Below are 4,678 nucleotides of genomic sequence, written 5' to 3'. Positions count from 1 at the left end.
CCCCGCGGGCGGCCGTTCCTGTGTCATGTGTGGCGGTCAGCCGTCCTGGTCAGAGGGCGTCGTCGCCGTGCTCACCGGTGCGGACGCGAGCCACGTCCTCGACCGGCACGACCCAGACCTTGCCGTCACCGATCTTGCCGGTCTGCGCCGCGCGGACGATGACGTCGGTCACGCTGACCACGTCCGCGTCGCTGACGAGCACGTCGATCTTGACCTTGGGGACCAGGTCGACCGTGTACTCGGCACCGCGGTAGACCTCGGTGTGACCGCGCTGGCGGCCGTAGCCGCTGGCCTCGCTCACGGTCAGACCACGGACGCCTGCAGCCTCGAGGGCCGACTTCACATCGTCCAGCCGGTGCGGCTGGATGACCGCCGTCACGAGCTTCGTCATCACTTCACCTCCGTCACGACACGGGCGCCGACGCCCAGCGTCTCGTATGCGGTCTCAGCGTGCAGCGCCAGGTCGACCCCGCCGACCTCGGCCTCTTCAGAGACCCGCAGACCGATGGTCGCCTTGAGGATGAGCGCGATGACGTACGTCGCCGTGAAGCTGAACAGCACCGCGGCGAGCGCGACGATCGTCTGGGTGGCGAGCTGAGTGACCCCGCCACCGTAGAACAGACCGTTCTGTGCGCCGTCCGGGTACCAGGTGCTGTTCGTGTCCGTGGCGAAGAAGCCGATGAGGATCGTCCCCACCAGACCACCGACGAGGTGGACACCGACGACGTCGAGCGAGTCGTCGTAGCCGAACCGGAACTTCAGGCCGACGGCGAGGGCGCAGAGCACACCAGCGACGAGACCGACGGCGATGGCGCCCCACGTGTCGACCGCCGCAGCGGCCGGCGTGATGGCGACGAGGCCCGCGACCACGCCGGAGGCGGCACCGAGCGACGTGGGGTGACCGTCACGCAGCTTCTCCGTGGCGAGCCAGGCGAGCATCGCGACGCCCGTGGCCAGGAGGGTGTTGAGCCAGGCGCGACCGGCCGTGCCGTCGGCAGCGAACTCGGAGCCCGCGTTGAAGCCGAACCAGCCGAACCACAGGAGAGCGGCACCGAGCATGACGAACGGCAGGTTGTGCGGCCGCATGGCCTCCTTGCCGAAGCCCTTGCGCTTGCCGAGCACGAGCGCCAGCACCAGGCCGGCGGTACCGGCGTTGATGTGGACGACCGTTCCACCGGCGAAGTCGATCGGGGTCGAGAGACCCTCCGTGAGGCCCGTGGCGCTGAGCAGGCCACCGCCCCACACCCAGTGGGCGAGCGGCATGTAGACCACGGTCACCCAGACGGCCGTGAAGACGAGCCACGCGCCGAACTTGATGCGGTCCGCCACGGCACCCGAGATGAGCGCGACCGTGATGATCGCGAACGTGGCCTGGTAGCCCGCGGCCACGAGGAACGGCACGCCCGAGGCGGCCATCAGGCTCTGGTCGTCCGTCGCGCCCTGCAGGCCGAAGAACTCGAACGGGTTGCCGAGCCACCCGCCGCCGAGGTCCGGGCCGAACGCACCGGAGTAGCCGTAGAGCACCCAGATGAGACCGGCGACGCCGATCGCGCCGAAGCTCATCATCATCATGTTCAGCACGCTCTTGCCGCGCACCATGCCGCCGTAGAAGAACGCCAGCCCCGGCGTCATCAGCAGCACGAGCGACGCGGCGGTGAGCATAAACGCCGTGTTCCCGCTGTCCAGCTCGAATTCCATCGAGATCGCCTCTCCACTCGCCAGCCGGGGGTGGCTGGTCCGGGGATCACAGTCGACGAGGCGAGTTTCGGTCAGAGGCGAGGGACGTTACGTCGGTGTGACAAGCCGCTTCCGCACGTAAACGTTCGGTTTCGTGGTGATCGGCCGTCCAGGAGCGCTACCCCTGCAGCAGGGCGTCGACGAAGGCCTCGGGGTCGAACGGTGCCAGGTCGYCGGGACCCTCGCCGAGGCCGACGAGCTTGACCGGGACGCCCAGCTCGCGCTGCACGGCGACGACGATCCCGCCCTTGGCCGTGCCGTCGAGCTTGGTGAGCACGATGCCCGTCACGCCGGCGACCTCGCTGAACACGCGCGCCTGGTTCAGACCGTTCTGACCTGTCGTGGCGTCGAGCACCAGGAGCACCTCGGACAGGGGCGCCTCCCGCGTGATCACGCGGGTGATCTTGCCCAGCTCGTCCATCAGCCCGGCCTTGTTCTGCAGGCGTCCGGCCGTGTCCACGAGCACCACGTCGATCCCCTCGGCGCGGCCCGTGCGGACGGCGTCGAACGCCACGGCCGCGGGGTCGGCGCCGTCGCGGTCCGACCGGACCGTGTGCACGCCCACGCGCGAGCCCCACGTCTGGAGCTGGTCGGCGGCGGCCGCGCGGAACGTGTCCGCCGCACCCAGCACGACCGTCTTCCCGTCGGCGACGAGCACGCGCGCGAGCTTGCCGACGGTCGTGGTCTTGCCGGTGCCGTTGACGCCGACGACGAGGACGACCGCGGGGAGCGGCGACCCGTCGGCAGCCGCTCCGTGCGCGGTGTTCAGGCTGCGGTCGAGGGACGGGTCGACGAGCGCGAGGAGCTGCTCGCGCAGGAGCGCGCGGACGTGCGCCGGGTCCTTGAGGCCCTCGACGCGGACGCGGGTGCGCAGGGCGTCGATGAGCTCGCCGGACGGGCCTGCGCCGACGTCGGCCAGGAGCAGGGTCTCCTCGAGCTCGTCCCAGTCGTCCTCAGTCAGGTGGTCCTTGGACAGCACAGCGAGCAGCCGGGTGCCCAGGGGCGACCCGGAGCGGGCGAGCCGGTCCCGCAGCCGCGAGAGCCGGCCGGCGACCGGCGCCGGGACCTCGAGGGCCGGGGGCGCCTCGGCCTCCTCGGGCACCACCTCGGTGGGCGGCGCGGGGGGCGCGGGCGACGGGGTCTCGAGCTCGGGGGCCGGCGCCGGGGCCGGCACGTCGACGGTCGGGGGCGCCTCGTCGGTCGTCGAGCCGCGGCGGCGGCGGACGAAGACGGTCGCCAGCGCGACGGCGATGACCGTCGGGATGCCGGCGGCCAGGAGGATCTCGAGCGTCTCGTTGGTCACCGGGACAGTCTGTCGGGCGGCAGGCTCAGGACGCGAACCGGCGCGTCAGGCGCGGACCTCAGCGGTCGCGGTTGCCGGGCAGCACGCCCGCGGCCTTGTCGCGGGCCCGCTGGAGGGTCGCCGCGAGGTCGTCCACCTGCAGGTACGCCTCGCCCTCGTCGACCGTCTCCCGCAGGAACTGGGCCAGCGAGAGGTCGACGGGCTCCACCGCGGCGGCGTCGGCCGCGGCGCGCTGGTCGGTGTCGGGGTTCTTCCGCCCCGCCCAGGCGGTGCGGAAGGTGCGGAACGGGGACTCACCCTTGTCCTTCGCCGAGCTGGCGACGCTCGCAGCGAGCAGCACCCCGGCGGCGACGAGGAGGGCCAGGAAGATCGCAACGAAGATGGCCATGGGCCCAGTGTCCGTGCCGATCGCCGGTCCGTCTGCGTCCCACGCACAGGGAGCGTCAAACGGCACACAATCTCCACACCCTGTCGGGTGAGCCCGCACCGGTCAGACGGCGACGTCCTCGCGCATCCGCTGGCTGATGACGGTGGTCACGCCGTCGCCGCGCATGGTCACGCCGTACAGGGCGTCGGCGATCTCCATCGTGCGCTTCTGGTGCGTGACGACGATGAGCTGCGAGTCCTCCTGGAGCTCCCGGAAGAGCTCGAGCAGCCGGCCGAGGTTGGCGTCGTCGAGGGCCGCCTCGACCTCGTCCATCACGTAGAACGGGCTGGGCCGCGCCTTGAAGATGGCCACGAGCAGGGCGACCGCGGTGAGCGACCGCTCGCCGCCCGAGAGCAGGGACAGCCGCTTGACCTTCTTGCCGGCCGGACGCGCCTCGACCTCGATGCCGGTGGTGAGCATGTTGTCGGGGTCGGTGAGCACGAGCCGGCCCTCGCCTCCCGGGAACAGCCGCGGGAAGACGACGTCGAACGCCGCGGCGGTGTCGCGGTACGCCTCGGCGAACACCTGCTCGACGCGCTCGTCGATCTCGCGGACGATCTCGAGCAGGTCGGTGCGCGACTTCTTCAGGTCCGCCAGCTGCTCCACCAGGAACTGGTGGCGCTCCTCGAGGGCGGCGAACTCCTCGAGCGCGAGCGGGTTGACGCGGCCGAGCAGCGAGAGCGCGCGCTCGGCGGCCCGCAGGCGCTTCTCCTGCTGCTCGCGCACGTACGGGACCTCCGTCGGTGCGTCGGGGTCCACCTCCGCGCCCGGCACGGTGATCACGGGGACGGCCTGGTGGGGGCCGTACTCGTCGAGCAGGACGGCCGGGTCGAGGCCCAGGTCGTCGATCGCGCGGGCCTGCAGCGCCTCGATCCGCAGCCGCTGCTGGGTGCGGGCCACCTCGTCGCGGTGGGCGACGTCGGTGAGCTGGGCCAGCTCGGCGGCGCGGACGTCGACCTCGGCGCGTGCGGCGGTGACCGCGCGGTCGCGCTCGCCGCGAGCCGTCTCGGCCGCGTCACGCTCCGCCGACGCGCGCCGCAAGGACTCGTCCAGCACGACCAGCGCCTGCGTGGCCCCGTCGCGCACCGACTGGGCGACGGTCGCCTGGCGCGAGCGGGCGCGCTCGCGCTCGGCGGCGCGCTCGCGGGCCACCCGCTCGGACTGTGCGGCCCCGGCGCGCTCGCGGGCCACCCGCTCGGACTGTGCGGCCC

The 4,678-nt window shown here is 72.3% G+C and carries 5 protein-coding genes; all 5 read right to left on the bottom strand.

Annotated elements, in window-relative coordinates; all coding sequences use genetic code 11:
- Positions 1–49: 49 nt before the first annotated feature.
- Positions 50–391: a P-II family nitrogen regulator gene (locus AC1DUQ_RS17870; RefSeq protein ID WP_056093079.1), complete on the bottom strand. Its 342-nt coding sequence runs from the start codon at positions 389–391 to the stop codon at positions 50–52.
- Positions 391–1,698, bottom strand: a complete 1,308-nt coding sequence (locus tag AC1DUQ_RS17865) for an ammonium transporter (RefSeq protein WP_477062638.1) — start codon at positions 1,696–1,698, stop codon at positions 391–393. The genes AC1DUQ_RS17870 and AC1DUQ_RS17865 overlap by 1 nt, the downstream gene beginning before the upstream one ends.
- Positions 1,699–1,855: 157 nt before the next feature.
- Positions 1,856–3,040: a signal recognition particle-docking protein FtsY gene (gene ftsY / locus AC1DUQ_RS17860; RefSeq protein WP_477074258.1), complete on the bottom strand. Its 1,185-nt coding sequence runs from the start codon at positions 3,038–3,040 to the stop codon at positions 1,856–1,858.
- A 58-nt stretch (positions 3,041–3,098) separates the two neighbouring features.
- Positions 3,099–3,428 carry a hypothetical protein gene (locus AC1DUQ_RS17855; protein ID WP_477062640.1) on the bottom strand — a complete coding sequence of 110 codons (330 nt, stop codon included), beginning with the start codon at positions 3,426–3,428 and terminating at the stop codon, positions 3,099–3,101.
- A gap of 102 nt (positions 3,429–3,530) precedes the next feature.
- The coding region (locus AC1DUQ_RS17850) for an AAA family ATPase (protein ID WP_477074257.1) at positions 3,531–4,678 on the bottom strand (1,148 nt) is incomplete at its 5' end.

Source organism: Cellulomonas sp. P4_B5_2, from assembly GCF_056402235.1.
This window is presented reverse-complemented; position numbering and strand designations above follow the sequence as displayed.

Excerpts from the sequence above, each read along its gene's own strand:
- AC1DUQ_RS17870 (WP_056093079.1), bottom strand. The coding sequence starts at position 391 with ATGACGAAGCTCGTGACGGCGGTCATCCAGCCGCACCGGCTGGACGAT.
- AC1DUQ_RS17855 (WP_477062640.1), bottom strand. The coding sequence starts at position 3,428 with ATGGCCATCTTCGTTGCGATCTTCCTGGCCCTCCTCGTCGCCGCCGGG.
- AC1DUQ_RS17865 (WP_477062638.1), bottom strand. The coding sequence starts at position 1,698 with ATGGAATTCGAGCTGGACAGCGGGAACACGGCGTTTATGCTCACCGCC.